The organism is Flaviflexus salsibiostraticola (assembly GCF_003952265.1).
Lineage (GTDB): Bacteria > Actinomycetota > Actinomycetes > Actinomycetales > Actinomycetaceae > Flaviflexus > Flaviflexus salsibiostraticola.
Genome location: NZ_CP034438.1, coordinates 2,069,239 through 2,094,031 on the forward strand (window position 1 = coordinate 2,069,239; position 24,793 = coordinate 2,094,031).

Here is a 24,793-nt window from a genome sequence, read left to right on the forward strand (position 1 = left end):
TTCCAGCGCGAGAACAGAGCCACCGAGGCGTTGGCCAGCCGCTGACGCGGCTGGCCAACGGATACTCAGTAGATGGTCGTGTTCTCGCCCGACTCGATCTCGCCCTGCGGCTTCTGACCGGCCTTGAGCGCGGCCAGACGGGCCTCGATCTCGGTGTCCTTCGAGTGGTCCTCGAGCTCCGCGAACTGGTCGGCGAGGGAGGAGCCCTGGAGCTCCTTCCGTCCCGCGACGACAGCCTCCTCGCGGCGGATCTGCTCCTCGAAGCGAGAGATCTCCGACGTCGGATCGAGGACGTTGATCGACGCCATCGACTCCTGGACCTTCGCCTGTGCGGCGACGGACTTCTGGCGGGCGACGAGCGAATCCCTGCGCGACTTCAGCTCATCGAGCTTCTGGTGCATGGTCTGCAGGCCGTCCTTGAGCTGATCGACGACCTGGTTCTGCGAGTCGATCATCGGCTCGGCTGCACGGGCCTCCGACTCGGCGGCGATCTGCTTGGAGATCGCGACCTTGGCGAGATCGTCGAACTTCTTCGCATTCACCTCATCGCCGCCGGTGCGGAACTGCTCCGCACGGTCGGAGGCGGCGATGGCCTTGCGGCCCCAATCCTCGGCCTCGCGAAGATCCTCAGCGTGGTCGGACTCGGCCAGACGGAGGTTGCCGATCGTGACGGCGATGGCGTCCTCAGCCTCGGCGATCGAGTTCGTGTAATCGCGGACGAGCTGGTCCAGCATCTTCTGCGGGTCCTCAGCGCGGTCGATGAGGGCGTTGATGTTGGCTCGGGTGAGCTGGCCGATACGGCCGAGGATGGACTGTTTTTCAGCCATGGTGAACCTTTCGTTGGGGACTGTCGTGAAACCTGTTGTGATTGAAGGGTCAGAAATCGATGCCGCCGCCGAAGCCGCCGCCGCCACCTCCGAAGCCTCCGCCTCCGCCGCCGAAGCCGCCGAAGGATCCGCTGGAGAAGCCGCCCCCGCGGCTGCCGCCGCCGAAGCCGCCGGAGAGGATGGAGCCGAGGATCATGCCCGTCATCATGCCGTTGCCGCCGAACCCGCCGCCCTGACGGCCGCCGAAGTAGTCCGGCTGCTGATGGCGGCGGATGTCGGACTGCGCCTGATCCTCGGCCTGGCGGGCGTAGCGCTCCGCCTGCTGATAGTGGGCCAGCTGCTCGTCAACCGAAGAGGCTCGTTCGCCGGCCGCCCTCGCGGACAGTGCCGTCGAGAGGGACGTGCGGGCCTCGGAGCCGACCGCGCCGCGGTTCGAGTCGATGAGGACGTCGGCGGCGTGAATCTTCCGGTCGGCCGAGCTCTTCGTCTTCTCGACACCGGCCATGAGGCGGCGACGGTTCTCGTCGGCCTGACGGACTCCGACGAGCGAGGCATCGATCGCGGTCTCTGCCTCTTCGAGCTGGTCGAGCGCGAGAATCGGGTCCGCGCTCGAGTCGACGGCGTAGGACAGGGCACGCTCGGCGGCCGCGCGGCGCTCCTGGATCGTGGGATCGCCGCCGCCGAGACGCTTCGCGTCCTCGACATCGGAGGACAGCGAGGCGATGGCCTTCTGGAGGTTCGCCCGAGCATCGAGCAGCGTCTGCTCGGCGTCCGACACGTCGTCGAGCAGGTGAGCGGCCTGCTGGACGTTCGTCTCGGCGATCCGCGCGAACACGGACGCCTGGCTGCGCTGGCCGGCCGCGACCTGCTCCTGCCCGCGGGCAACTGCCTCCTTGGCGGCGGCGAGGAACTCGCCGATCTTGCCCGGGTAGGTCTGGAGTGTTGCGAGCGCGGCCTGGGGGAAACGGTGGCGGAGGCTGTCGATCTGTGCCTGGGCGGTGGGGATGCGCGGACTCAGCTCCTGGATCCGTGTCGAGAGGCCTGCGAGGATCTCGTGGACGCGGGCGTTGATGTCGCGGAGCCTGGCGAACTCCTCCTCCTGGGCGGCAATCGCCTCCCGGGCCTTCGTCGTGTGCTCGAGAATCGCCGTGTAGTACGTGTGCCTCTCCTGGTCCGTGTCCGGAATGTTGTCGTCGAGCTTCTTGCGATACTCGAAGGCCTCGCGGACCTCCGCGCGGGCCAGTTCGAGGGCCTCGTCGAACTGAACGGTCGCCTGGAGCCCGAACTCGGCCTTCGCGAACTCGAGCTCGGCGGCCGACTCGCGCACCCCATCGTCGGCGACGATGAGGGCGTTGGCGGCGCGCTTGCCGAGGGCCTCGAGGCTCTCGGAGCGCTTCTTCTTCTCGGCCTTGGATCTGCGGCTCTTCCGGACAACGGTGAAGGCGATGAAGCCGCCGACCAGGAGGAGGGCCACGCCGGCGAACGTGAAGAAGCCCGTCGTGTCGGTGCCGCCGCCGAGTCCCTCGCCGTCGGACGTGAGGTCCTCGGTGATCGTCGTCAGCGCGGCGTCCCAGTCGCCGTCGCGCAGCTCGGGCCGGGCGAGGATGATCGCCTCTTCGACATTGCCTGCGACCTGCTCGTCGAGGGACCAGTAGCCCGCCTCGGTCGTCTCGGTGGCGAAGGCGATGAGGGCGTCGCCCTCGTCGATGACCGCGCTGCTCGCCTGCTGGGCCCATTCGCTCGGCCCCAGGTCGCCGAAATCGCTGACGAAGATGACATAGAGCTCGTCCCCGGCCTGATCCGCGAGCGAGTAGAGGGCCTCCTCGGCGGCCTGTGGCTGCTCGAGGACGCCGTTGGGATCGCTGAGAAGGTCGGTAGGGCGGAACGGCTCCACGCTCATCGGGAGGGCCCCGTCGATGTCGGTCATGCTTCGTGCTCTGCTTCCAGTCGTCTATCCCGTCAGGGGAATGCTGGCCTCAGTGTAACGGTTTTGTGTTCTGGAGCACCCTGCGGCAGGTGGTGAAGTGACGATGTTTCGCGGGCGGCGGAGGGGTGGGCCTGCAGTCGCTGTCGTTCGCGACTCCGGGGCGATAGTCGAGGCGGTAGAGTAGGAGGAGTATCTCTGCAGAATAGAAGGAGCTGTCGTGCCAACGGGCAAGGTTAAGTTCTTCAGCCAAGACAAGGGTTTCGGCTATATCACCGGCGATGACGGCCGCGACGTCTACTTCCCGGCGTCCGTCCTGCCCGCCGGGGCCCGCCCGCGGAAGGGCGCGCCTGTGGAGTATTCGGTCGCAGAGGGCAGGCGCGGACTGCACGCGCTCTCGGTCGAACTGAAGGAGGCTCCGGTTTCGCTCGCCAAGGCGGCGAGGCGCGAGCCGGAAGACATGGTCCCGATCATCGAGGATCTCATCAGGCTGCTCGACAGCGCCTCAACCCAACTCCGCAGGGGGCGCTACCCCGAGGGCAGCCCCCGCATCGCACAGGCCCTCCGTACTTTGGCAAGTGAGTTCGACGCATGACCCGTCTAGTCCCTGTCCAGACCGTCACGAAGGAGAAGACTCTCGCGCAGGCCATCGAGCCCGCGCGCGACGCCCTTCTCGACATCACGACGCCCGAGATGATCGGTGATCACGTCGGCGTGGTCCCCGAGGGGGATCGCGTCCTCACGCACGCCTTCACCTGCCTGCATCCCGGCTACGTCGGATGGTTCTGGGCGGTGACACAGTCCCGGGCGCCGCGCTCCCGTAAGGTCACCATCAACGAGCTGTCGCTCAAGCCCGGCCCGGAGGCGCTCGTCGCCCCCGATTGGGTGCCGTGGGCCGACCGGCTCGAGCCGGACGATATCTCCGGCACCGAGCCTCTGCCCTACCGCGAGGATGACCCGAGGCTGGTTGCGGGCTTCGAGGACACATCGGAGGATGCCGACCAGCTGAGGGAGTTCGAGCTCGGCCTCGGACGTGCCCGTGTGCTCTCCCAGGAGGGTCGCGCGGAGGCCTTCAATCGCTGGTACAACTCCGATCGCGGCCCGAACAGCCCCTCGGCCAAGGCGGCCAAGGCGAACTGCTCGACGTGTGCGTTCATGATGCTCATGGCGGGTTCGGCCCGCAGTCTGTTCGGCGTGTGCGCCAACGAATGGTCGCCCGATGACGGGAAGGTAGTCTCGCTCGATCACGGATGCGGTGCCCATTCGGAGACGGACGCCCCGAAGCAGAGGAAGCTCTGGGACCAGTCGGAGCCGGCGCTCGATGACGCGGAGATCGAAGTGGTCGAGGGTTAAGTGGAGAGGCTTCGCGGAGCGGTCAAGGATTACGCCTGGGGTTCGACCAGTGCGATTCCGGCCCTGTTCGATACGGTGGAGAGCGAGACCCCGGTGGCTGAGCTGTGGCTCGGCACCCACACGGCGGGTCCGGCGACGATCGGTGATGGTCTCGCCTACAGCCCCGAGGCGCCTCCTGCAGAGACTGACCTGCGCACGTACGTCCTCGCGGACCCGCAGGGTGCGCTCGGCGATGACGTCGCCCGCATGGGCAACACACTCCCGTATCTCCTCAAGCTCATCGCCCCCGCGAAGCCGCTCTCTCTCCAGGTCCATCCGTCCCGCGAGCAGGCGGCGCAGCGGTTCGAGGATGAGGAGCGCCAGGGTGTGCCGCTGTCCGATCCGACCCGCTCCTATCGCGACCGCAACCACAAGCCCGAGCTGCTGCTCGCACTCGACCGCTTCGAGGCAGTCGCGGGCTTCCGCGCCCCTCGTCGTGTCGCCGACGTCATCACCGGCCTGCCGTGTGAGATCGCCGAGACGATGCTCTCCTACCTCCGCGAGGATCTCAGCGCCGAGGGTATACGGCGCTGTTTCGAGTATCTGCTGAGCGAGGAGTCCCGTCCGAGCTCTGACAAGGTCGCTGCACTCGTCGCCGGGTGCCGGGCGAGGCTCGAGCGCGGTGAGTCCCCGTCGGAGCGCGCCGACCGGATCGTCACGCTGCTGGACAGCCATTACCCGGGCGACCCGGGCGTGGTCGCCTCCCTTCTCCTCAACCCCGTGACCCTTCAGCCCGGGGAGGCCCTGTTCGTCCCAGCCGGGACGGTCCACGCCTATCTGTCGGGCCTGGGTGTGGAGATCATGGCGAACTCGGACAATGTGCTCCGAGCCGGTCTCACCTCGAAGCACATCGACGTGCCCGAACTGCTCGCGACGGTCGACTATGTGGCCGCGCCACCCATCCGGATCGCCCCTGAACACGTCTCCGAGGTCACGCGCACCTACTATGCGCCCGTCGAGGATTTCGAGCTGTCGGTCGCCGACCTCCGCACGTGGAATGACACTCGATCGCTGCCCGGCCGCGGCCCCCGCATCCTCCTCGCCCTGTCCGGAGCCATCGAGGTGGCGACAAAGGAGCAGAGAATCACACTCAACCATGGCGAGGGCATCTTTGTGAGGGCGGACGAGGGAAAGCTCCAGGTGCGCGGAGTGGGGAAGCTGATCCAGGCCGACGTCCCATAGCCTTCATCTCACGATATGGATGGTTTTTATTCCACCATATGAAACGGCGTCGATTTGATCCGGGAAACCGCCAAATATCAGGGTTGTGAACGATTTACTTGAGCGCACCATGCCAACCCGTTTCCTTGATCGCACCTTCAAGCTGACCGAGCGCGGCTCGTCGGTCGGCCAGGAGATCCGCGGCGGGCTCGTCACGTTCTTCGCGATGAGCTACATCCTCGTCCTCAACCCGATCATCCTCTCCACCCCGGATTCGACGGGTCACTTCCTCGGCGGCGGTACCGAGGGCGCCAACACCCCGGCCATCGCAGCCGGCACGGCGCTCGTCGCAGCCATCATGTCGATCCTCATGGGATCGGTCGCCAACTTCCCGATGGCGATGGCGGCGGGCCTCGGCCTCAACGCGATGCTGGCCTACACGATCGTGTCCCTGCCGGGCATGACCTGGGCAGACGCGATGGGCATCGTCGTCCTCGAGGGCATCCTCATCTTCCTCCTCGTCATGACAGGCCTGCGCGAGGCCATCTTCAAGGCTGTCCCGAGCTTCCTCAAGACCGCCATCTCGGTCGGCATCGGCCTGTTCATCGCCCTCGTCGGCCTCGTCAACGCCGGCATCGTCCGTCCCGGCGCCGGCACCCCGCTCGATCTTGGCATCAACGGCTCGATCGCGTCGTGGCCGCTCGTCGTCTTCATTGTCGGCCTCCTGTCGATCATGGTCCTCATGGTCAAGCGCGTCCGCGGCGCCATCCTCATCGGCATCGTCATCGCGACCGCCTCGGCGATCGCCCTCGAGTCGATCCTCAAGCTCGGCGGCCAGACCCCTGACGGCTCGAACCCCGGCGGCTGGGGACTCACCGTCCCCGCGCTCAACGGCTCGCCCGTCTCGGTGCCGGAGTTCTCGACACTCGGCACGTTCTCGATCACCGGCCCGTTCGAGAAGATCTCGATCATCGCCGTCCTCGTTCTCGTCTTCTCGCTCATGCTCGCGGACTTCTTCGACACGATGGGCACGATGGTCGCCGTCGGCTCCGAGGCGAACCTTCTCGACGAGGATGACAACCCTCCCCGCATGCGCCAGATCCTCGCCATCGACTCCCTCGGTGCGATCGCGGGCGGCCTGGGCGGCGTCTCCTCCAACACCGCCTACATCGAGTCGACGACCGGTGTCGCCGACGGCGCGCGCACGGGCCTGGCGAGCATCGTCACCGGCACGCTCTTCCTTCTCAGCACCTTCCTCGCACCGCTCGCCGGCATGATCCCCTACGAGGCGGCCACCCCGGCGCTCGTCATCGTCGGCTTCCTCATGATGCAGCAGGTCGCGAACATCGACTGGAAGGACCTCGTCATCGGCATTCCGGCGTTCCTCACGATCGTCTTCATGCCGTTCTCGTACTCGATCACCGTCGGCATCGGCATGGGGTTCATCTCCTACTCGATCCTCGCCGCGGTCTCTCGCCGCCGCGTCCACCCGCTCCTCTGGATCGTCAGCGCCCTGTTCGTCCTCTACTTCGTGCGCGGCCCCGTCGAGGGAGCGCTCGGCCTGTGATCGAGTAGACCACCATCAGCTATGGTTTACCCCGTTAACCATTTGTTACAATGGAGGCCGTGGTAAACAATGCTGAAGTCGCCGATTCTCTGAGATTCGCCGTGCTTCACCTATCCCGCGGACTGCGTGGATCAGGGAGGCTCGGCGAATCTCGTTTCTGCGTCCTCACCGTCCTCGCACAGGGCCCGATGACCGTCAGCGAGCTCGCCTCGCACGAGCGCGTCTCCGTCCCCTCCATGTCGAAGCTTGTCTCGGCCATGGCGGAGGCGGGTCAGGTCCGTCGGGAGCGGGACGCCGTCGACAGCCGGCGGACCGAGGTCACGATTACGGATGAGGGGCGCGCGGCGCTCGATGCCGCGTCGCTCGAGGGCGCGGCTTGGCTCGATCAACAGTTCGGAAAATTGGAAGGAGATGACATCGCCACCCTCGGCCGAGCGGCGAGGATCATGCGGGCGATGATCACTAGGTGAAGCGGACTTTTCTCTCACTCAAATACGAGAACTATCGGCTCTGGTTCTTCACTGCCATCGTGGCGAACACGGGCACCTGGATGCAGCGCGTGGCGCAGGACTGGCTCGTCCTCACTGAGCTCACGGACAACGATGCCTTTGCGGTCGGCGTGACGACGGCCCTGCAGTTCCTGCCCCTGCTCCTCATCACCCCCTATGCCGGCGTGCTCGCCGACCGCTACGACAAGCGGAAGATCATGTACGTCACCCAGTCCCTCATGGGACTGCTCGCCGTCGGTCTCGGCGTGCTCGTCCTCACGGGCCATGCGACCGTCGAGATCGTGTACGGCTTCGCGCTCGCGCTCGGCACGGTCTCTGCCTTCGATACGCCACCGCGGCAGGTCTTCGTCTCCGAGCTCGTCGAGCCCAAGCACCTGACCAACGCGATCGGCCTCAATTCGGCCAGCTTCAACAGCGCGCGCCTCATCGGCCCCGCGCTCGCGGGCCTCCTCATCGCCCTCGTCGGCACCGGCTGGGTCTTCGTCATCAACGGCATCTCCTTCGGCGCCACCCTCATCGGCCTGGCCCTCATGAAGGCTGCGAAGTTCTACCCGATCAAGCATCAGCCCCGAGAGAAGGGCCAGATCCGGCAGGCGGCCCGCTACATACGCCACCGCTCCGACATCGTCGTCATCCTCGTTGTCGCCGGCGTCATCTCCAGCCTCGGCCTCAACTTCCAGCTGACGAGCGCGTCGATGGCGAGCGAGGTGTTCGGCAAGGACGCGGGGGAGTACGGTCTGCTCGGCTCGATCATGGCGATCGGATCGCTCACCGGCGCGCTCATGGCCGCGCGGCGGAGGGAGTCACGCGTGCGGCTCGTCGTCCTCGCCGGCTTCGGCTTCGGCATCACCGCCGGCATCAACGCCCTCATGCCGACCTACTGGACCTACGCGATCTCCTGCATCCTCGTCGGCTACTTCACGCTCACGCTGCTGACAAGCGCCAACATGGCGATCCAGACCTCGGTCGACCCGATGATGAGGGGGCGGATCATGGCCCTCTACCAGGTGGTCCTCATGGGATCGACCCCGATCGGTGCCCCGATCGTCGGCTGGATCGCGTCGAACGTCCATCCCCGCTGGGGGATCGGCATCGGCGCCGTCGCGGCCATCCTCGTCTCGTTCGGCGCCCTCATCTGGGTGCGCCGCCACTGGAACGTCACCTTCGAGTACCGTCGCCACGTCAGGCCGCATCTCGTCATCATCGGCCCCGCCGAGCATGCCGAGCGCCGCGAGGCGCAGCGGAACGAGCGGCGCCGCCGGGAGCGGACGCTCGATGCGACCACGCAGGAGCAGGCCGCGCTCAGCTCCGGGGTATCTGCTGTCCCACCCAGGACAGCGACTCCAGAAGAGCCGTGACGTCGTCCGGCTCCACGGCCGGGAAGGTTGCGACCCTCAGCTGGTTGCGGCCCAGGCCGCGGTAGCCGTCGATGTCGACGATGCCGGAGGCGCGGCAGGCCGCGCTCACCTCGTCGGCCGGCAGGTCGATGTCGATCGTCGCGACAACCTGGGACCGGTGGCCCTCCTCGACGAAGGAATGTGCCCATTCCGTGCGCGCCGCCCAGTCGTAGACGAGATCGGATGATCTCGTCGTCCTGGCGTCCATCGCCGACAGTCCGCCCTCCTCAAGCATCCAGTCGAGCTGGGCGAGCATGAGGTGGAGGGTGGCAAGCGCTGGGGTGTTGAGCGTCTGGTTCTTCCTCGAGTTATCGAGGGCGAGCTGGAGGTTGAGGATGTCCGGGACCCAGCGCTGCGCGGTCAGCCGTCCGATGCGCTCGATCGCCGCCGGAGACAGGGCGGCGAACCACAGTCCGCCGTCTGAGGCGAAGCACTTCTGGGGGGAGAAGTAGTAGACGTCAACCTCGCTCGCGTCGAAGTCGACCCCGCCCGCTGCCGACGTCGCGTCGACGATGGTCAGCGCACCCGGCCCGCCGATTCTCTTGACCGGCAGCATCGCTCCGGTCGAGGTCTCGTTCTGGGGATAGAGATAGGAGTCGATCCCGTCCGCCGCCTCGGGGAGCAGGGCAGTGCCCGGCTCCCCGGCATCGACGATGGGATCGCTGACGAAGGGATTCGCCCGGAGCGCCTTCGCCGCCTTGGTCGAGAACTGGCCGAAGGTCGCGGCGCGGGACCGGTCCTCGACCAGGCAGAACGGAATCGCGTCCCACAGGAGCGACGCGCCGCCGTTGCCGAGGGCGATCTCGTACCCCTCCGGCAGGCGGAAGAGCTCGCCGAGTCCTTCGCGGATCCTGCCGACGACATCCTTGACGGGGGCCTTCCGGTGGGAGGTGCCCATCCAGGCCGGATCAAGGGTGAGATGGTCGGCCGGCACCTTCGAGGGACCCGCACCGAATCGGCCGTCGCGTGGAAGAATCTCAGTGGGAATCAGCATGGTTCAACTCTCCCAGATTCGGACGCCCATCTCACGGCCGTCCAGATAGAGTGGAGTCATCTGTGCAGGAGGAAAAGTGGCTGATCTGATCGATACCGGCGAAATGTACCTGAAGACGGTCTACGAGCTTGAGGAGGAGGGGATCCCGCCCCTTCGGGCCCGCATTGCGGAGCGACTCGAGCACTCCGGACCCACCGTCTCGGAGACCGTCAACAGGCTGTCCCGGGATGGTCTGCTCACCATCGGACCCAGCCGGCAGATCGAGCTCACCGTCGCCGGGCGCCGCAAGGCCACGGAGGTCATGCGCAAGCACCGCATCGCCGAGCGTCTCCTCATCGACGTCATCGGTATGGACTGGGAGTACGCCCACGAGGAGGCGTGCCGGTGGGAGCACGTCATGTCCGACCGCGTTGCGGAGAAGCTCGAGGGTGTTCTCGGAGCGATCACCCACGACCCGTACGGGAATCCGATCCCGTCCGCGGCCGAGGGGCCCGGCAGCCTTGCCGCCGGGCACTCCGGCCTCGTCGCCGTCGCGGATGTCAGCGGCCCCGTCATCACCGCGACACTCCGGAGGATCGCTGAGCCGCTGCAGGTCGACGTCCAGCTCCTCGCGGAGCTGAGGTCGGCAGGGATCGGCCCGGGGGTGACCATCACTGTTGAGAAGACGCCGCGTGGACTGACTATCACGGGCCCCGGCGGGGTATTGGAGCAGGTCGCCGACGCAGTCGGCAGGCACCTCTTCATTGATGCGTAGGTCACACCTTCTGTGATTTATGGATCACAGACTGTAATTGTTCGTGACATATTCGTTATCTTCCGTTACTCTCTTGATCTGTAAGGAAAACTTCCTGTCAGGAGAGATATGTCCAACCGTCGTGGCCGTCACGTCGCCCCCAAGGTTCGACCTTCATCCGCTTTCACTGTTGCCGCGGTATCCGCTGCATTCGGAATGACGGCTACCGCTGCTGTTGCTGCGCCCGAGACCGAGGCTGTCGCCAAGACCGTCTCCCTCGCCGCCCCGCAGGCACCCGCCGTCATCGGCGTCGAACTCCCTGAAGAGGCCGCTGTCGAGCTGGCCCCCATTTCTGTCACCTCCGAGGCCGCCCCCGAGCCGGTCGTCGAAGAGGCCCCCGTCGAGGTCGAGGCTGAGGTCCCGGCCGCTCCGGCCGCAGCTCCCGCTCCGGCTGAGGCCGCGCCGCAGGCCGCCGCCGCACCGGCTCAGACTCAGGCAGCCCCCCAGGTCGCTGCCCCCGCACCGGCTCCCGCCGTGTCCTCGGGCAACCAGTCGGTCGTTGCGATCGCTCGCCAGTACGTCGGCGCCCCCTATGTCTACGGCGGGACCACCCCGGCCGGCTGGGACTGCTCCGGCTTCACCTCTTATGTCTTCGCGCAGGCCGGCATCTCGCTGCCGCGCTCCTCGAGTGCGCAGCTCTATGCTGGCCGCACCATCCCCGCCTCGCAGGCGCAGCCGGGTGACCTCGTGTGGTGGCCGGGTCATATCGGCATCTACTCGGGCAACGGCATGCACATCGCCGCCCGCAACCCCTCCTCGGGCACGTACGAGGGTCCGGTCTACGGCACCCCCACCTACGTCCGCGTCGGCGGCTGACCCAGCCTTCGACGTGAGAGCGGCCAGCGCTGAGCGCTGGCCGCTTCTTCGTCTCCACGAGTGAGTCAGTGAGTTCGCGCCCTGCGCCAGACACCTGTCGAGGTGCTGCCACCCGACAGGTGTCGGGGCTGAGGCGCGCCCACGAGTCTTGCCTCGTGGCCCCTAGCCTGACTGCCTAGGTCCTCCCAAAAGCATTCGTGCTGGCCAGGGGAATGTGGGACCCGGGTGACGAGCGGGCACTGCCCTCTCCGCGTGTCAGCCGCCCGGCGCGTGGAGCACATCCTCGGAGCCGATACACGGAATTGTCACGACCGGAAGTGCGAAGTGGGACACAGTTATAACATTCTGTGACGCGGGTCGCGCTACTTTCCCCCGTCATAGCAGGGTTTTACGATCGGGCCGCTGACCAGCCGAAATGCGTTGTTATCGAAGCGTGACATTTCCGTTTCACTATTGTTATAGTTTTTGAAGTTCGCCCAGCGGACGGGTGTCAACCAGATGCCAAGCAAAACTGAAAGACCAATGAAGTAACCCGCGGGTTCCCCCGCTTGGAGAAATCAATGATCAAGTCTCAGCGTTCCGGCCGTCACGTGGCTGTCCCTGCTGTCAAGCCCATGGCCGCCGGCGTTGTCGGTGCCGCAGCCGCGACGACGGGCCTGCTGTTCAGCGCAGCTGCACCCGCCGCCTTCGGCACCGAAGAGCAGATCGGCGCTTCCGAGCGTATCGACCTCGCCGCACAGCCCATTGAAGAGGCGGTCGCTCAGTTCACGGTGAAGACCGAGGGCTCCGCCGACTTCGCGCTCGACGAGGTGACCGTGACCGCCGTGGCCCCCGAGCCCGAGCCCGAGCCGGAGCCGGTGGTCGAAGAGGCCGCCCCGGTCGCCGTCGAAGCGCCCGCCGAGCAGGCCGCGCCCGCCGCCGCCCCGGCACCCGCCGCACAGGCTCCTGCCGCTCAGGCCGCACCGGCCCCCGCGCCCGCAGCTGCCCCGGCTCCTGCCGCGTCCGGTGTCGGCGCCCAGGTCGTCGCCATCGCCCGCTCCTATGAGGGAGCCCCCTACGTGTGGGGCGGCACCAGCCCCGCGGGCTGGGACTGCATCGGCTACGCCGCGTTCGTCTACCGTCAGGTCGGCGTGTCCATCCCCGCCTCGTCCTCGGCCGCACGCTTTGCCGGCACCCAGGTGCCCGCGTCACAGGCACAGCCCGGCGACCTCATGTGGTGGCCCGGCCACGTCGGCATCTACACCGGCAACGGCTCGCACATCGCAGCCTGGAACCCGACCATGGGAACCAAGGAGGCACCGGTCTGGGGCAACCCGATTTACCTCCGCGTTCTCTGATAGCGCGATAGCAGAAGGAGCAGTCCAGTTGGACTGCTCCTTTTCTGTTGCCCATGGCGGCGCTCTCCGGCCAGAGGTGAGTCGTTCGCGTGATCTGCGACCGCATGGCAAGCCTGACCGGGGCGAATAGGAATCTGCCGGTACGCAAACGGCATTCCAGCGGTAAAGTGAGGACAAGACCTGAGAAGGAGGCCGTCATGACGCATGACAACGTTGTCGCCGTAGGTATCGATGGTTCAGAAAGATCAGATATCGCCCTCACGTGGGCGATCGAACAGGCAAAGCGGAGGCAGGCGCGGCTCCACATCGTCACGTCCTATGAGCTGCCGACGTACACGGCCCACACATTCGAGGGCGCAGGGTCCTCAATCGACTCGAGGCTGTTCGAAGCGGCGGACGAGTTCCTCGACATCGCCGTCAAGCGTGCGGAGGGCGCTGGCGTGGAGACGTCGTCCTCGTTGGAGACGGGCGACCCGGCCGCGGTCCTCGTCGAGCTGTCCAAGAAGGTCGCGACGGTCGTCGTCGGCTCCAGGGGCCGAGGGTCCTTCGCGGATAGGCTGCTCGGCACGGTCTCCAGCGCGGTTCCCGCACACGCCTATTGCCCGACAGTTGTCGTCACCGAACAGTCGGCAGGCTCCTGCCTGCCGATCCGCCACATCGTCGTCGGCGTCGATGGATCCGAGGCGGCGAACATCGCGCTCGAGCGCGCCATCTGGGAGGCCGAGCGCTGGCAGGCGAAGCTCACCGCGGTCGCTGCGGTCAACATGGGCTCGATCGCGTGGATGCCGGGGGCGGGGTACTCGGTCGACGTGCTGGATGATGTGCGCTCCGGCCTCGAGGTTGTTGTCGAGGAGGCCACGCGCGGCTTCGATATCGATGTTCGCACCCATGCCCTCGAGGGCAACCCCGCGGCCCTGATGGCAGAGTTCTCGACCGCTGTCGACATGCTCGTCATCGGCACCCGCGGCCGGGGCGGTTTCGCGGGTCTCCTCCTCGGTTCGACCTCGCAGGCGATCCTCCACCATTCGACCTGCCCGGTCATGGTCGTCCCGAAGCGGATCAAGCCCGGGGATGACATTCCTCCCACGCCGCCGAGCGTGACGGACGTCCCGTGGAATAGGCCCGAATGAGTTCATTCGCTAGAATGTAGGGCGTTGCCCTTGTAGCTCAGCGGAAGAGCAATCGCCTCCTAAGCGATAGGTCGTTGGTTCGAATCCAATCGAGGGCACTGCCCATGTGGCCCGGCCCGAGCATGACGCTCGGCCGGGCCGCTGTCGTTCCCGAGGTGAGTGCGGCCGCGGGGGTGAGTTATAGGCCAAAAAGTGTGTCTGGGTTGGGCGTGTCTAGCGTAGTTCTGTCCAGTCCAGGGCGGTGTCGTATTGGCGGGGCTGGTTCTGTTGGTGTGCCGCGTCGGCGCGGATGTGGGCGTGGTGGTCGTGGTAGCGAGCGGCTGTTGTGGCGGGGTCCTCGGGGGCTTCGGTGCGGTAGTACAGGTACCAGTCGGTCAGGGCGCGTTGGTGAGCTGGTGGCATTCCTCGATGTGTGGCGATCAGCGCCTTGAGGGGTGAGTTGATTCCGCCCTCGAGCCGGTTTGTGGTGCGCGGTATTGTGCCGGTCACTGCGTGGAGCTCTGGGTTGAGGTGGGTGAACAGGTCACCGGCCCGTGCCCGTGTGGTCAGCACTGCGAATGCTCGCCGTGATCGCAGGTGGGTGTAGTCCGTTGTGGGGTGGCCGTATCTGTCCCGGCTGATGGTTCTTTCGTTGAGCGTGGGCTTGTGGTGGGCGTGGACGCGGGCGAGTTCTTTCTGCCAGGCGATGGCTTCGTCGCGGGTGGTGACTTGCATGAGGGCTCTGGTCAGAGACAGGGCGTCTTTGGAGGGCCCGAACACGGGCCGGAACGTGGTCTGTCGTTTGACGTTGAGGAAGACGTGGAACAGGCAGCGTTGGATGTGTGTGGTGGGCCAGCTGGCGCGCAGGGCTTTGGCGATGCCGGAGCCGCCGTCAATGACGACGATGCGTGGTGGGGGCAGGGTATCCATCAGTACCTGCCAGGAGTGGGCGTTCTCTTGAGTGGCCCAGTGCCAGGCGACGACATGGGTGGGGCTGGAGGCGATGAGGCAGACCATGTTCCCGATCCATGTCCCGTCGAGAATGAGGACGTCATGGACTTCTCCGGTGAGGATTGGGCGCGGCTGGATCTGCCATAGGTGTGCGATCTTGCGCCGGAACGTGCGCGGTGAGATCCCGACTGTTGCCGGGTCGAAGCTATCGAGGAGCCAGGACACGAACCAGCGCAGCACGTGCCGGTCGGTCAGGGCCGGCTTGGTCAGGGTGGTGGAGCTGCCGCAGCGAGTGCATCGGAACCGTTGGGCACCTGCTGTGGTGTAGCCATTCTTCTTCAGTGAAGCAGAGCAGATATCACACGTACGCCGGTAGGTGGGAGAAGGCATGGATTTAATACTCCAGAAGTATTAAATGTCAGACCTTCTCCCATGCCCTCAACGATAAACCAGGATCAGAGACACACTTTCTGACCTATAGCTCGCGGGGGTCGCCCGAGCACTCCTGCGATGCCCATGGCCGGACCTCTGCAGTCCTGGGACCTTTCCCCCCCAGGCGGCCTTGAATGGCGGAATTTCGGGCAGAACCTGTTGTCAGCCATGATGTTCTCTGGGAGAACCCTGGCGGAAGTGGCGGATTCGCGCCGAAATCTCGCTATGAGGGGAGAAATCCACTGTTCTCCGGTCGCGATCGAGTACCGTCGACAGCACACTAGAACGATCAGGCCGTTACAGCCAGTGACGCAGCCACCCGTCGGAGTTCCCCTCTTCGGCATTGGACCGTCGCATCGCGACAACCGCACCCAAGGAGAGAATCATGTGGTTAGCACTCATCGTCATCGGTATCGTCATGGTGCTGTTCGGCGTCTTTGTCGAAGCAGCTCAGTTCCTCATCTGGCTGGGAATCATCCTCCTCGTCGTGTCCCTCGTCCTGTCGCTCATCGGACGATCACGACGGTAGTCGACTGAGAAGAATCCCCCGATCATCCGATCGGGGGATTCTCCGTTCTCAGGACGCGGGATTTTTCAGAAGAGGGGGCGGAGGATGTCGACGAGAGCGCCCGGTTTGGCGAGGGTGTGGTCTGGTTCGACAGGTACGTGGAAGGGGCGCGGGGGAGCGTGCGGGACGGGGGTGAGGATGACGGCGGCGACGCCGGCCCGTCGGCTGCAGAGGACGTCACGGTCGATTCTGTCACCGACGTACCAGCAGCGGCTTGCCGAGAGCCCGAGGCCGGCGGCGGCCGCGTGGATGAGGGCGGGGTTGGGCTTGCGGACCCCCGCCTCATCGGAATAGACCTGGGCTGTGATGTGGCGGCTGAAGCCGAAGTCGTCGAGAGCCTCGCGGTGGACGGAACCGCTCAGAGCATTGGAGGCGATTGCCACGGGCAGGCTGCGCTCGCCGCACCAGTCGAGCAGTCGTGTGATCCCGGGGCGCACGGTACGGGTGACCTGGGTGCGGGAGATCGCCCGGCAGATCGCGGACTCGTGGCCGACGAGACGATTCCGTGACGCCGGTGGCCAGTCGGCGGCGATGAAGTCGCGGACGTACGATTCGTGGCTGAGCTCGACCGGTTCCGCGGGCCGCGACATCGCATCCCGCCAGAGTGAATACGCTGTGTCGGCCGCGTCGAGATCATCGGCGATCCGGTCGAGGGGGAGGGGTGCATCCCCCAGGAGGGCGAGGATCTCCTCCGCCACACGCTGCTGCCAGCCCGCGTTCTTCCGGGAGAGGGCGATGACGCCGCCGAAGTCGAGTATCACGCCATCTGGCCTCATCACGTGCCCTTCCGCCTCGCCGGTGCCGACCCCAGTCTAGGCGGATCTGCACGGGCGAGGCGGAAGCGGGATTGTGGCGATGGTCAGCGGCCCTCAGGAACTCACGTGAGGTCTCCCGACTCTCACATGGAGTCTTCTGACACTCACATGAGGTCGGGTGCGGGCATGCCGACGTAGACGGTCTCGAGGTACTCCTCGATGCCCTCCTTGCCGCCCTCGCGGCCCATGCCGGACTGCTTCATCCCACCGAACGGTGCGGCCGTATTGGAGATGGTGGCGCTGTTGACGCCGAGCATGCCGATCTCGAGCTTCTCGGCGAGCCGCAGGATCCTCGGCAGGCTGTTCGTATGGAAGTAGCCGGCCAGACCCACTGAATCGGCGTTGATGATGCGCACGAGGTCCTTCTCGTCGGAGAACCGGACGACGGGGGCGACCGGTCCGAAGATCTCGGTCGTCATGATCTCGGCATCGTGGGCGATATCGGTGATGACGGTGGGCTCGAAGAAGAAGCCCTCCTCGCCGATCCTCCGGCCGCCGGTCGTGATCTGGGCACCGGCCTGGACGGCGCGGTCGACGAGGCCGCTCACGTCATCGAGCTGATGCTGGGAGACGAGCGGGCCGACGTCGACGCCGTCCTCCGTCCCATCGCCCACCCTCTGGGAGGCGAGGGCCGTCGTGAACTTCTCCGTGAACTCGTCGTACACGTCATCGTGGACGAAGAAATGGTCGGCGGCGTTGCACGCCTCGCCCATGTTCCGCAGCTTCGTCGCGACCGCGGCCTCGACGGCCCGGTCGATGTCGGCATCCTCGAAGACGATGAAGGGGGCATTGCCGCCGAGCTCCATCGAGGTGCGCAGAACGTTGGCGGAGGCCTCCTTGAGGAGGGCCTTGCCCACGGCGGTCGAGCCGGTGAACGAGAGCTTGCGCAGCCGCGGGTCGGCAATGAGGGGGCCGGTGATCGTCCGGGAGGACTTCGAGGGGATGACGGCGAGGACCCCGGCGGGCAGGCCCGCCTCGTGCATGATCTTCGCAAAGAACAGCGAGGTCAGCGGGGTCTCCTTCGACGGCTTGAGGATGGCGACGTTGCCCGCGGCGAACGCGGGGCCGGCCTTGCGGGTGGCCATGGCCAGCGGGAAGTTCCAGGGTGTGATGAAGAGGCAGGGCCCGACGGGACGGCGGACGACGATCGCCTGGAGGTGCCCCTCGGGGATGCGGAAGTAGTCGCCCCGGATCCTCGTCGCCTCCTCGGCGAACCAGCGGAGGAACGACGCCCCGTAGGTGACCTCGCCGTCGGCCTGGTCGAGGGGCTTGCCCATCTCCAGCGTCATGAGGAGGGCGAGATCCTCGCGGTACGTCGTCGTCGCGAGGTCGAAGGCGCGGTAGAGGATGTCGGAGCGGGTCCGCGGTGGCGTGGCGGCCCAGGCCTCCTGGGCGGCGACCGCGAGATCAAGCGCCTCGGCGGCATCCTCCGGTGCCGCGCTGGCGACGGTCGTGAGGACCTCGCCGGTGGCCGGATTGTAGACATCGAAGCGCTCGCCGGAGCGGGAGGGCCGGAATTCGCCGTTGATGTAGAGGTCGGTGGGGATAGAGGTCAGAAGCTCGTCGATTCTGGACATGGTCACTTCTCCTTCGAAGCGGGAGGGCTGCACCCTCATCATCAGCTGATCCCACCGGGCCAAGGGAACGCTGCACGTTCGTGCGCCGTAGCCAGAGAAAGCTCGCGGGAGCAGTTTCACATTTTCAATTGACAACCATGCGATGGCAGATCATGATCATATCTCAGATCGTATACGAAACAAGATACGACCAACCAGGTTTCGGAGATATTCACTGAACCGGCGACCTGGATGACTTGCAAAGGAGCAGGCGTTGAACACCATCTCGGACACGCTCGGCCATCCCGTGGGGAAGGTCATCGCCGTTCACCTGGCGTACCCCTCCCGGGCGGAGCAGCGCGGGCGGATCCCGGCGGAGGCCTCGTACTTCTTCAAGGCGCCGTCGTCGCTGGCCGGCCCGGGGGAGGTCGTCCGCCCCGAGGGCACCGAGCTGCTCGTGTTCGAGGCCGAGATCGCCCTCGTCATCGGCACCGCCGGCCGGAACATCTCGGAGGAGGACGCGTGGAGCCACGTCGGGTGGGTCACCGCCGCGAATGACATGGGCCTGCTCGACTTCCGCGCGGCGGACAAGGGCTCGAACGTGCGCTCGAAGTCAGGCGACGGCATGACGCCGATCGGGCCGCGCCTCATCGACGCTGCGACCGTTGATCCCTCCGCGCTGCGGATCAGGGCCTCCGTCGACGGTGAGGTCGTCCAGGACGATTCGTCCAGCACCCTCCTCTTCAGCTTCGCCCACTTCATCGCCGACCTGTCGCGCTTCATGACCCTCGAGCCCGGCGATGTCATCCTCACCGGCACTCCGGCGGGATCCTCGGTTCTCGCACCGGGCCAGAGCGTCACAATCGAGCTCACATCCGAGACCGATCCCTCCATCACCTCCGGCGAGCTGACGACGACGGTTGTCGCCGGCCCGCCGCTCGCCGACATCGGCTCCGCGCCGAAGGCCGACGATCGCCAGCGCATCGACGCCTGGGGCAGCCGCGAGGCGGCCGGCCTCGAGTCTTTCGAGCTGACGCCGGAACTGCGTGAGCGTCTGTCGAAGGTCGCGGTGGCGACGCTGTCGTCGCAGATGAGGCAGAAGGGCTACCCCAACGTCTCCATCGACGGCGTCCACCCGATGAAGCCGGGCACGACGCTCGTCGGCCGGGCGCGCACGCTCCGCTACGTGGCCCACCGCCCCGACCTCTTCAGAGCCCACGGCGGTGGATACAACGCGCAGAAGCGGGCCGTCGACACGGTCAACGAAGGCGAGGTCCTTGTCATGGAGGCCCGCTCCTTCGAGTTCGCCGGCACCCTCGGCGACATCCTCGCCCTGCGGGCAAAGGTGCGCGGCGCAGCCGGCATCATCACCGATGGGGCAGTTCGGGACTGGGGCCCGGTCGGCGACGTCGATCTGCCGGTCTTCGCGCAGGCCGCCCACCCCTCCGTACTCGGCCGCGTCCACATCCCGTGGAGCGTCGATGACACGATCACGTGTGGAGGGGTGACCGTCCAACCCGGCGATGTCATCGTCGGTGACGATGATGGCGCCCTCGTCATTCCCCCACATATGGTCCTCGAGATTCTTGCCGCATCGGAGCAGCAGGAGGCCGAGGAGGAGTTCATCGCCCTCATGGTGGCCGACGGCCATCCGGTCGAGGGTCTCTACCCGATGAACGCCGCATGGCGTGCGCGCTTCGAGGAGTGGGCCTCGGCCCGCTGACCTCAGTTCAACGTGACGGCGAGTGCCGTCGAGAAGGAGAGACAATGGCTGACAGGCCTGCAGGACTTCCCGAGCGGATCCAGCACTACTACGGCGGTGCGCTCCACGATTCCGTGTCCGGGGAGGAGTTCGACGTCCTCGAGCCGACGACGAACCAGAACTACATCACCGCCGCCGCCGGCGGCGCCGAGGATGTCGACCGCGCCGTCGCGGCCGCGAAGAAGGCGTTCGACGAGGGCCCGTGGCCCCACATGCTGCCCCGGGAGCGGGCGACGATCCTCAACCGGATCGCCGACGAGGTCTCGAAGATCAACGACGAGCTCGCCGCCATCGAGTCCTACGACTCGGGCCTGCCGATCCGCCAGGCCAAGGGCCAGGCGAATCGGGCGGCCGAGAATTTCCGCTTCTTCGCGGACCTCATCGTCGCCCAGGTCGACGGCGCGTTCAAGATGCCGGGGCGGCAGATCAACTACGTCAACCGCAAGCCCCTCGGCGTCGCGGGTCTTATCACCCCGTGGAACACCCCGTTCATGCAGGAGTCGTGGAAGCTCGCGCCGGCGCTGGCCTCGGGATGCACGGCCGTGCTCAAGCCCGCCGAGTTCACGCCCGTCTCCGCCAACCTCTGGGTGGGGATCATGGAGCGGGCCGGAGTGCCCGAGGGCGTCTTCAATATCGTCTACGGCGATGGAGCGACGGCGGGTGATGCCCTCGTCAAGCACCCGGACACGAACCTCATCTCCTTCACGGGCTCGCTCGCGACAGGCAAGATCGTCTACGCGAACGGCGCCGAGCACATGAAGCACCTGTCGCTCGAGTTGGGCGGCAAGTCGCCCGCCATCATCTTCGAGGATGCCGACTTCGAGAAGGCCCTCGACTCGACCCTGTTCGGCGTCTTCTCCCTCAACGGGGAGCGCTGCACCGCGTCCTCCCGCATCCTCGTCCAGCGCCCGATCTATGAGCGGTTCCTCGAGGCCTACGCCGAGCGCGCGAACCGCATCGTTGTCGGCCCGCCGTCCGATCCGATGACCGAGCTCGCCGCGCTTGTCCACCCCGAGCACTACGAGAAGGTGACGAGCTACATCGAGATCGGCAAGAGCGAGGCCCGCCTCATCGCCGGCGGCGGCCGCCCGGGGCACCTGCCCGAGGGCAACTATGTCGAGCCGACGGTGTTCGCCGATGTCGCCCCCGAGGCGCGGATCTTCCAGGAGGAGATCTTCGGCCCGGTCGTCGCCATCACCCCCTTCGACACGGAGGAGGAGGCGATCCAACTCGCGAACGACGTCGAGTATGGTCTCGCCGCCTACGTGTGGACCAATGACATCGCCCGTGCGCACAACGTCGCCGGTGCGATCGAGTCCGGCATGGTCTGGATCAACTCCCACAATGTCCGCGACCTGCGCACCCCGTTCGGCGGTGTCAAGGGTTCCGGCCTCGGCCACGAGGGCGGGTACCGCTCGCTCGATTTCTACTCCATCCAGCAGTCCATCCACGTCACCCTCGGTGACGTGCACACGACCCGCTTCGGTGCCTCCGGCTATTCCGAGAACGATCTCGGCCTCGGCGGCCCCAGCGCCTGATGTCCATCCGCCCGACGGCCGAATCGGCCGTCGGCCCGACCGCGGCGGGACCGCCCCGCCGCACTTCACCCCATACTTGTCTCAGACAGGCAAAGAATAAGGAGACTGACATGTCGAAGAAGACATTCACCAGCCCTGACGTTCCCGCGCCGGATATTCTCCGCTGCGCCTACATGGAGCTGGTCGTCACCGATCTCGCGAAGTCACGCGAGTTCTACGTCGATATCCTCGGGCTCGTCGTCACCGAAGAGGACGAGGACGCGATCTACCTGCGGTCCTTCGAGGAGTTCATCCACCACAATCTTGTCCTCCGCAGGGGCGACGAAGCCGCGGTGGCCGCGTTCTCGTACCGGGTGCGCAGCCCCGAGGATGTCGACAGGGCCGAGGCCTACTACCAGGCCCTCGGGTGCGAGACCCGCCGCGGCGATTTCACGAAGGGCATCCGCAACGCCCTCCGCGTCGTCGACCCGCTCGGCTTCCCCTACGAGTTCTTCTACGAGGTCGACCACGTCGAGCGTCTCGCCTGGGCGTACGAGCTTCAGGGCGCCGGCGCCCTCGTCAGGCTCGACCACTTCAACCAGGTCTACCCCGACGTGCCCTTCGGCGCGGACTACCTGGCGGACCTCGGATTCCGCAAGACCGAGCAGATCGCCGACGAGAACGATGTGACGTACGCGGCGTGGTTCGCCCGTAAGTCCACCGTCCACGACACGGCGCTGACCGGCGGCAGCGGCCCGGCCATGCACCACGTGGCGTTCGCGACCCACGAGAAGCACAACATTCTCTACATCTGCGACAAGCTCGGCGCGCTCCGTCAGTCGGACAAGATCGAGCGCGGCCCCGGCCGCCATGGTGTCTCGAACGCCTTCTACCTCTACCTGCGTGACCCGGACGGGCATCGCGTCGAGATCTACACGCAGGACTACTACACGGGTGATCCGGACAACCCGACCGTCACGTGGGATGTTCACGACAACCAGCGCCGCGACTGGTGGGGCAACCCCGTCGTGCCGTCCTGGTACACCGATGCCTCGCGGGTCCTCGACCTGGACGGGAACCTTCAGCCCCTCCAGGAGCGCACGGAGGCGAAGGAGATCGACGTCACCATTGGAGCCGACGGATTCTCGTACACCCGCAAGGGTGACGCCGTCGCCGGATTCAAGTTGGGTGAGCAGGTCTGATGACACAGGTGAAGCCCGAGATCATTCTCAATGAGAGAAAGCCGGAGGACCGCAGGGTCGCTGTCGGCACGCTCGTAGGAACGGCGGTGGAGTGGTACGACTTCTTCATCTACGCCAATGCTGCGGCAATCGTTCTCGCCCCGCTCTTCTTCGATCCCTTCGTCGCGAGCTCGGGCGAACTGGCAGGACGACTCGTCTCGTTCGCCACCGTCGGCATCTCGTTCTTCTTCCGGCCGCTCGGTGCGGCGGTGGCGGGACACTACGGCGACAAGATCGGCCGCAAGTCCATGCTCGTTGCGACCCTCATACTCATGGGCGCCGCCACCTTCCTCATCGGCCTGCTGCCGACGTATGCGCAGATCGGATTCTGGGCGCCCGCACTCCTCCTCGTCCTCCGCATCGCCCAGGGCTTCGCGGCCGGCGGTGAGTGGGGCGGCGCCGCCCTCATGGCGGTCGAGCATGCGCCCGCGAAGAAGCGCGGCCTGTTCGGCGGTTTCCCGCAGATCGGCGTGCCGCTCGGCATGCTCATGGCCACGGTCGCCCTCTGGGCGGTCGACAGCCTGACGACCGAGGCTCAGTTCCTCTCGTGGGGCTGGCGCATCCCCTTCCTCTTCTCGATCGTTCTCATCGTCATCGGCACCGTCATCCGCCTCGGCGTGTCCGAGTCGCCGGTCATGGAGGAGATCGCCCAGAACGAGGAGCAGGTGCGACTGCCCATCGTCGAGATGTTCCGCACCTCGTGGCGGCCGCTCGTCCGCATGGCCCTCATCTTCATGGGCAACGGCGTCGCCGGGTACATGATCGCGGGTGGCTACGTCCTGTCCTATACGGTCAACGATCTGGGGCTGGAGCGGGAGACGATACTGACCCTCATCTCCCTCACCTCCGCCTCCTGGATCGGGACCACGCTGCTCGCGGCCTGGGCGTCCGACAGGATCACCCGCAAGACGACCTACCTCATCGGCTTCGGCTCACAGCTGCTGTGGGTGTTCCCGCTTTTCATGCTCATCGACACCGAGAGCTACCTCCTCATCGGGCTCGCCCTCATCGTCCTCTCGTTCCCGCTCGGCTTCACCTACGGCCAGCAGGCCGCGACGTTCGCCGAGGCGTTCCCCGCGAAGATCCGCTACTCGGGCGCAGGCCTGGCCAATGCGATCGGCGCGATCCTCGGCGGCGCCTTTGCCCCGCTCATCGCCACCGCCCTCCAGGCGAACTTCGGCACATCGATGGCGGTCGCCGCCTACATCTTCGCCGTCACCGTCATCGCCCTCATCGCGACGATCACGATGAAGGACATGACGGGCCGCCCGCTCACGAGCGAGGCCGACGGCGAGCTCAACCAGATAATCGAGAAGATCGCCGCGGAGACGGACGCAATCCCCGTCACGTTCGAGCGTGGCGCAGGCTTCTGATCCCCACCCACCACCGTGTTCTAGACTGAGGGGCAGGCCCTGCGGTCTGTCCCTCAGCAGAACTCGGTCCCTATGAAAGTGACGGCATGCCCAGAACGGCAGTATCGGCATCGAAATCCGATCAGGTCTACCACAGGCTGCGCACCCGCATCATCGACGGGTACTACAGCCCGGGGTACCGCCTGGTGCTCTCCTCCCTCGCGGTGGAGTTCGGAGTGTCGACTGTTCCAGTGCGCGAGGCGATTCGCTGGCTGGAGTCCGAGGGGCTCGTGGAATACACACACAATGTTGGCGCACAGGTGTCCCGCGTGGATGCCTCGAGCTACGCGGAGTCGATGAGCGTCCTCGCTGTCCTCGAAGGGTCGGTCACCGCACTGTCGGCGCCGCACCTGACGGAGGCCGACCTGGAAGAGGCGGAGGCCTACAACCGGGAGATGACGCTCATGACGCAGGCACCCAGCTTCGACTCCAATGTGTATCGAAGGCTCAATGGACACTTCCATCGAGTCCTCTGCCTCAGATGCCCCAATGAGCGCATGCATTCACTGATGACAACCGAGGCCGAGCGGGTCAACCGGATCCGCAGGACGTCCTTCAGGTTCACCTCCGAGAGGTCTCGACTCTCGGTCGAGCAGCACGATCATCTTCTCCACCTCATCCGCATCGGCGCGGACTCGGGCGAGATCGAGTTGTACGCGAGGAACCACAAGCTGGATTCGATGCGCGAAGCGCTTCTGACCGACGACGTCTAG

At 66.2% G+C, this 24,793-nt stretch carries 22 protein-coding genes and 1 tRNA gene; 17 read left to right on the forward strand and 6 right to left on the reverse strand.

Going from position 1 to position 24,793, the window contains the following annotated elements; genetic code table 11:
• Positions 1 to 65: 65 nt before the first annotated feature.
• Entirely contained in the window at positions 66 to 827 is a 762-nt protein-coding gene (locus EJO69_RS09610) for a PspA/IM30 family protein (protein ID WP_126041355.1), read from the reverse strand.
• Between the two features lie 49 nt (positions 828 to 876).
• Positions 877 to 2,754, reverse strand: coding sequence for a TPM domain-containing protein (locus EJO69_RS12370; RefSeq protein WP_164519936.1), 1,878 nt, complete (start codon positions 2,752 to 2,754; stop codon positions 877 to 879).
• 217 nt (positions 2,755 to 2,971) lie between these two features.
• Between EJO69_RS12370 and EJO69_RS09620 the strand changes: the two genes are divergently transcribed.
• The 6 genes from EJO69_RS09620 to EJO69_RS09645 all read left to right on the forward strand — a co-directional run bounded on the left by EJO69_RS09620 (position 2,972) and on the right by EJO69_RS09645 (position 8,738).
• Complete coding sequence (locus EJO69_RS09620) at positions 2,972 to 3,346, forward strand: cold-shock protein (protein WP_126041359.1); 375 nt, start codon at positions 2,972 to 2,974, stop codon at positions 3,344 to 3,346.
• Positions 3,343 to 4,104 (forward strand): DUF3027 domain-containing protein, encoded by a 762-nt coding sequence (locus tag EJO69_RS09625; protein WP_126041361.1) that lies wholly within the window; start codon positions 3,343 to 3,345, stop codon positions 4,102 to 4,104. The genes EJO69_RS09620 and EJO69_RS09625 overlap by 4 nt, the downstream gene beginning before the upstream one ends.
• Entirely contained in the window at positions 4,105 to 5,325 is a 1,221-nt protein-coding gene (manA, locus tag EJO69_RS09630; RefSeq protein WP_126041363.1) for a mannose-6-phosphate isomerase, class I, read from the forward strand.
• A gap of 109 nt (positions 5,326 to 5,434) precedes the next feature.
• The gene (locus EJO69_RS09635; protein WP_126042504.1) at positions 5,435 to 6,871 is read left to right on the forward strand and encodes an NCS2 family permease; all 1,437 of its coding nucleotides are present in this window, start codon (positions 5,435 to 5,437) and stop codon (positions 6,869 to 6,871) included.
• 59 nt (positions 6,872 to 6,930) lie between these two features.
• Entirely contained in the window at positions 6,931 to 7,341 is a 411-nt protein-coding gene (locus tag EJO69_RS09640) for a MarR family winged helix-turn-helix transcriptional regulator (protein WP_164519937.1), read from the forward strand.
• Complete coding sequence (locus EJO69_RS09645; protein ID WP_126041367.1) at positions 7,338 to 8,738, forward strand: MFS transporter; 1,401 nt, start codon at positions 7,338 to 7,340, stop codon at positions 8,736 to 8,738. The genes EJO69_RS09640 and EJO69_RS09645 overlap by 4 nt, the downstream gene beginning before the upstream one ends.
• On the opposite strand, the gene serC is transcribed toward EJO69_RS09645, so the two are convergent.
• Positions 8,683 to 9,771, reverse strand: coding sequence for a phosphoserine transaminase (gene serC / locus EJO69_RS09650; RefSeq protein ID WP_126041369.1), 1,089 nt, complete (start codon positions 9,769 to 9,771; stop codon positions 8,683 to 8,685). The genes EJO69_RS09645 and serC overlap by 56 nt on opposite strands.
• A 76-nt stretch (positions 9,772 to 9,847) precedes the next feature.
• Between serC and EJO69_RS09655 the strand changes: the two genes are divergently transcribed.
• The 5 genes from EJO69_RS09655 to EJO69_RS09675 all read left to right on the forward strand — a co-directional run bounded on the left by EJO69_RS09655 (position 9,848) and on the right by EJO69_RS09675 (position 13,945).
• Positions 9,848 to 10,525: a metal-dependent transcriptional regulator gene (locus tag EJO69_RS09655; protein ID WP_126041371.1), complete on the forward strand. Its 678-nt coding sequence runs from the start codon at positions 9,848 to 9,850 to the stop codon at positions 10,523 to 10,525.
• 195 nt (positions 10,526 to 10,720) lie between these two features.
• On the forward strand, positions 10,721 to 11,380 hold the full coding sequence (locus EJO69_RS09660; protein ID WP_245993623.1) for a C40 family peptidase: 660 nt from the start codon (positions 10,721 to 10,723) through the stop codon (positions 11,378 to 11,380).
• 560 nt (positions 11,381 to 11,940) lie between these two features.
• Positions 11,941 to 12,717 carry a C40 family peptidase gene (locus EJO69_RS09665; RefSeq protein WP_126041375.1) on the forward strand — a complete coding sequence of 259 codons (777 nt, stop codon included), beginning with the start codon at positions 11,941 to 11,943 and terminating at the stop codon, positions 12,715 to 12,717.
• Positions 12,718 to 12,914: 197 nt separating this feature from the next.
• Complete coding sequence (locus EJO69_RS09670; protein WP_126041377.1) at positions 12,915 to 13,847, forward strand: universal stress protein; 933 nt, start codon at positions 12,915 to 12,917, stop codon at positions 13,845 to 13,847.
• A gap of 26 nt (positions 13,848 to 13,873) precedes the next feature.
• Positions 13,874 to 13,945 (forward strand) — tRNA-Arg (locus tag EJO69_RS09675).
• Positions 13,946 to 14,060: 115 nt separating this feature from the next.
• Here EJO69_RS09675 and EJO69_RS09680 read toward each other — a convergent pair.
• Positions 14,061 to 15,167 carry an IS1249 family transposase gene (locus EJO69_RS09680; RefSeq protein ID WP_126039482.1) on the reverse strand — a complete coding sequence of 369 codons (1,107 nt, stop codon included), beginning with the start codon at positions 15,165 to 15,167 and terminating at the stop codon, positions 14,061 to 14,063.
• 427 nt (positions 15,168 to 15,594) lie between these two features.
• On the opposite strand from EJO69_RS09680, the gene EJO69_RS12375 reads away from it, so the two are divergent.
• A complete protein-coding gene (locus tag EJO69_RS12375; RefSeq protein WP_164519938.1) occupies positions 15,595 to 15,738 on the forward strand; it encodes a hypothetical protein in 144 nt (47 codons plus the stop codon).
• 65 nt (positions 15,739 to 15,803) lie between these two features.
• Here the strand turns inward: EJO69_RS12375 and EJO69_RS09685 are convergent, their stop codons facing one another.
• Positions 15,804 to 16,553 (reverse strand): HAD family hydrolase, encoded by a 750-nt coding sequence (locus EJO69_RS09685; protein WP_245993857.1) that lies wholly within the window; start codon positions 16,551 to 16,553, stop codon positions 15,804 to 15,806.
• 143 nt (positions 16,554 to 16,696) lie between these two features.
• A complete protein-coding gene (locus tag EJO69_RS09690; RefSeq protein ID WP_211331415.1) occupies positions 16,697 to 18,169 on the reverse strand; it encodes an NAD-dependent succinate-semialdehyde dehydrogenase in 1,473 nt (490 codons plus the stop codon).
• Between the two features lie 253 nt (positions 18,170 to 18,422).
• Between EJO69_RS09690 and EJO69_RS09695 the strand changes: the two genes are divergently transcribed.
• The 5 genes from EJO69_RS09695 to EJO69_RS09715 all read left to right on the forward strand — a co-directional run bounded on the left by EJO69_RS09695 (position 18,423) and on the right by EJO69_RS09715 (position 24,793).
• The gene (locus tag EJO69_RS09695) at positions 18,423 to 19,871 is read left to right on the forward strand and encodes a fumarylacetoacetate hydrolase family protein (protein ID WP_211331416.1); all 1,449 of its coding nucleotides are present in this window, start codon (positions 18,423 to 18,425) and stop codon (positions 19,869 to 19,871) included.
• A 44-nt stretch (positions 19,872 to 19,915) separates the two neighbouring features.
• A complete protein-coding gene (locus EJO69_RS09700) occupies positions 19,916 to 21,448 on the forward strand; it encodes an aldehyde dehydrogenase (RefSeq protein ID WP_126041381.1) in 1,533 nt (510 codons plus the stop codon).
• A 110-nt stretch (positions 21,449 to 21,558) separates the two neighbouring features.
• Positions 21,559 to 22,629 carry a 3,4-dihydroxyphenylacetate 2,3-dioxygenase gene (hpaD, locus tag EJO69_RS09705; RefSeq protein WP_126041383.1) on the forward strand — a complete coding sequence of 357 codons (1,071 nt, stop codon included), beginning with the start codon at positions 21,559 to 21,561 and terminating at the stop codon, positions 22,627 to 22,629.
• Positions 22,629 to 24,041, forward strand: a complete 1,413-nt coding sequence (locus EJO69_RS09710; protein ID WP_126041384.1) for an MFS transporter — start codon at positions 22,629 to 22,631, stop codon at positions 24,039 to 24,041. Before hpaD ends, EJO69_RS09710 begins: the two co-directional genes overlap by 1 nt.
• 86 nt (positions 24,042 to 24,127) lie before the next feature.
• Positions 24,128 to 24,793 carry a GntR family transcriptional regulator gene (locus EJO69_RS09715; RefSeq protein WP_126041386.1) on the forward strand — a complete coding sequence of 222 codons (666 nt, stop codon included), beginning with the start codon at positions 24,128 to 24,130 and terminating at the stop codon, positions 24,791 to 24,793.